4 protein-coding genes are annotated in these 3,045 nt (G+C 44.2%); all 4 read left to right on the top strand.

What is annotated here, in order from left to right:
* Positions 1 to 284 (top strand): helix-turn-helix transcriptional regulator (locus NFS31_RS26415; protein ID WP_251501978.1); only part of this gene is annotated, 284 nt, incomplete at its 5' end.
* A 224-nt stretch (positions 285 to 508) separates the two neighbouring features.
* A complete protein-coding gene (locus NFS31_RS26410) occupies positions 509 to 838 on the top strand; it encodes a plasmid mobilization protein (RefSeq protein ID WP_251501975.1) in 330 nt (109 codons plus the stop codon).
* A complete protein-coding gene (locus NFS31_RS26405; protein WP_251501972.1) occupies positions 799 to 2,148 on the top strand; it encodes a relaxase/mobilization nuclease domain-containing protein in 1,350 nt (449 codons plus the stop codon). The genes NFS31_RS26410 and NFS31_RS26405 overlap by 40 nt, the downstream gene beginning before the upstream one ends.
* Positions 2,149 to 2,227: 79 nt before the next feature.
* Complete coding sequence (locus NFS31_RS26400; RefSeq protein WP_251501969.1) at positions 2,228 to 3,010, top strand: hypothetical protein; 783 nt, start codon at positions 2,228 to 2,230, stop codon at positions 3,008 to 3,010.
* The last annotated feature ends 35 nt before the right edge of the window (positions 3,011 to 3,045 follow it).

Genomic DNA, 3,045 nt, shown 5'->3' with positions numbered 1-3,045 from the left:
GGAAAGCATTGGGATTGTCCCGCAGGGCATTGGCTGAACAAGTCAGTATTGATCCCCGGTATCTTGCAAATATAGAAAACAGCGGCGATCTTCCCAGCGTCCCGGTACTTTATGAGCTGGCGAGGATATGCAAGCTCCCCATAGAACGCTACTTCCACCCGGAAGCAGAGCCAGAGGGCAGCGAACAGCGCCAGAGGGTCGGCCACAAATTAAAGCTGTGTCCCGAACCGTATTTGCCGATTATCGAGGGAGCCATTGACGGAGCTATCAAAATCAAAGAGTAGAGGACGTGAAAAGCGTTCTCTATTTTTTGTGCTTTTATCGCTTCCAGCCCGCATTTGGCGGGCATTTTTTTGTGGCGGAAACGCCTTATAGACGTAGAAACGGTAACGTAGCAAGCATAGGAAAAGAGTACCCTTTTCCGTATTTCTGCCCGCCTTGTCGGTCAGAAATTGCTTGTTGGGAAGTGTCCCAAACCCTCTATGAGAACGGAAAGGAGCGAAAAACCATGAACGGACGCAAAAGGACGGTACAGGTCAAATTCTATGTGACAGAGGAAGAAAGGAAACTGATTGAGGAAAAAATGAAGCTCGTCCCCACAAGCAACATGGCGGCGTATCTGCGCAAGATCGCCATTGACGGGTACATTATCCAAGTAGACCACACGGATATAAAGGCAATGACAGCGGAGATACAGAAAATCGGCGTGAATGTCAATCAGATTGCACGTCGCGTAAACGCGACGGGGAACGCATGCAAAGAGGACATAGACGAAATTAAGGGGGTGCTTGCGGAGATATGGCGGTTACAAAGATTAAGCCTGTTAAAAGCACTCTAAGCAAAGCCCTTGACTATATCGAAAACCCGGACAAGACGGACGGAAAAATGCTGGTGTCCTCTTTTGGGTGCAGTTATGAAACGGCAGATATTGAGTTTGGCTATACCCTCTCACAAGCGCGGGATAAGGGAAACAATTTAGCTTTTCACTTGATACAGTCCTTTGCGCCGGGGGAAGTGGACTATGAGAAAGCCCATGAGATCGGGCGGCAGCTTGCCGACGCTGTAACAAAGGGGCAGCATGAGTATGTATTAACGACGCACATTGACAAGGGGCATATCCATAACCACATTATTTTTTGCGCGGTCAACTTCGTAGATTATCACAAGTATGTTTCCAACAAGCGGACGTATTACGGCATACGGAATATGAGCGACAAGCTGTGCCGGGACAACGGGCTTTCCGTGGTCGTCCCCGGCAAGGGAAGCAAAGGAAAGAGCTATGCGGAGTACCAAGCGGAGAAAACGGGGACAAGCTGGAAAGGCAAGTTAAAAATTGCCGTGGACGCGCTCATTCCCCAAGTTTCCAGTTTTGAGGAATTATTGCAGCGGTTACAGGTGGCGGGCTATGAAATCAAACCGGGAAAATATGTGTCGTGCCGCGCACCGGGGCAGGAACGCTTTACCCGCCTTAAAACCCTCGGCGCGGACTATACAGAGGAAGCCATAAGGGAACGGATAGCGGGCAAGCGTACCCGCGCCGCCAAAGCTCCAAAGGCAGAGCGTAAGGGCGTTAATCTTCTCATTGACATTGAGAACAGTATCAAGGCGCAGCAGAGCCGGGGATATGAACAGTGGGCGAAAATCCACAATCTGAAACAGGCGGCAAAGACTATGAACTTCCTCACCGAAAACAGGATTGAACAGTACGCCGATCTGCTCACCCGGATAGAGGAAATCGCCACAGCAAGCGAACAGGCGGGGGACGGCTTAAAGGACGTGGAAAAGTGGCTTTCCGATATGGCGGTGCTTATCAAGAATGTCACTACCTACCAAAAGACAAAGCCCCTCTATGAAGCCTACCGTAAAGCCCGGAACAAGGAGAAATACCGGGCAGAGCATGAACGGGGTATTATCCTCCATGAAGCGGCGGCAAAGGCACTAAAAGCGGCGCAGATCGGCGGCAGGCTCCCCAACGTCCCCGCCCTGCAAGCAGAGTATGAAAAGCTCCAAGCGCAGAAAGAAAGCCTTTACGCCGATTATGGCAAGCTGAAAAAACAGGTTGCGGAATACGACGTTATCAAGCGGAATATTGACAGCATTTTACAGGCAGAGAAGCAGACAGAACGAAAAAGAGAAACAGAACGGTAATAAAGTGCTATATCGTGGAAAAAACAAGAAAATTATGATAAAATGAATATGTCCTTAGATTTAGAAAGCAGGTGTAAGCATGAAAACAAGAAAGAAAAAAAGTAAATATTTGATATATAACGAAAACACAAAGCTACTTGAAGTAAAAGCTGATACCAAAAGTAAATTTCAAACTTTTTTAGAGAGAAAGAAAATTTACTTTGAAACAGTTATGATGTTAGCTCTTTCTATTGCAGGAGTTATAGTGTCAATCGTTAGTGTTAAAGTTGCAATGGTTGCAAATGATATATCTTTGAACGAACAACGGATAGAAGATTTAGAAAAACAACCCGCTTTTATTTTAGATATAGAAGCTGATGAGGATAAAATGAAATATGTTATTAAAAATGTTGGTGGAGATATAAAGTATGGGAATGTGTTTGGTGATGTAGTGCTTATTATCGCTGTTTATGATGAACAATATGATTATTTAGGAAAAGGGTATATTCTTTTAGGGGGATATTTGGAAAAAGACTTTTCTACATATGACTTTGAAACGAATAGTTTTGAAATGTATAGCACATTAGAACCAAAACCAGTCACACAATGGGTAGATAAAATCCAAGAGATAATAATAAAGCAAGGTTTTTTTTGTGGGATAGAGTGTACAGAGTATTTCGATTTTATGTATACTGATTATAAACAAGAAATGATTAAGAAAACTATGGTAGTTCAAGGGGGTATTATTAAGGATATAGAAAATACTGGTGATTATGAGTTCAAAATACGTGTGGATATTGATGATTTGGAAAATGAACAAATATGTAGTGAAATAAAAGAACAATTAGAACATTTGGTAAGATATAATAGTCTCTACAATTAGAAAAAACCGGGACGCGGCAGCTATCATATAGCCAC

This window comes from Otoolea muris, assembly GCF_943193115.1.
GTDB classification, from domain to species: domain Bacteria; phylum Bacillota; class Clostridia; order Lachnospirales; family Lachnospiraceae; genus Otoolea; species Otoolea muris.
This window is presented reverse-complemented; position numbering and strand designations above follow the sequence as displayed.

Excerpts from the sequence above, each read along its gene's own strand:
- NFS31_RS26405 (WP_251501972.1), top strand. The coding sequence starts at position 799 with ATGGCGGTTACAAAGATTAAGCCTGTTAAAAGCACTCTAAGCAAAGCC.
- NFS31_RS26400 (WP_251501969.1), top strand. The coding sequence starts at position 2,228 with ATGAAAACAAGAAAGAAAAAAAGTAAATATTTGATATATAACGAAAAC.
- NFS31_RS26410 (WP_251501975.1), top strand. The coding sequence starts at position 509 with ATGAACGGACGCAAAAGGACGGTACAGGTCAAATTCTATGTGACAGAG.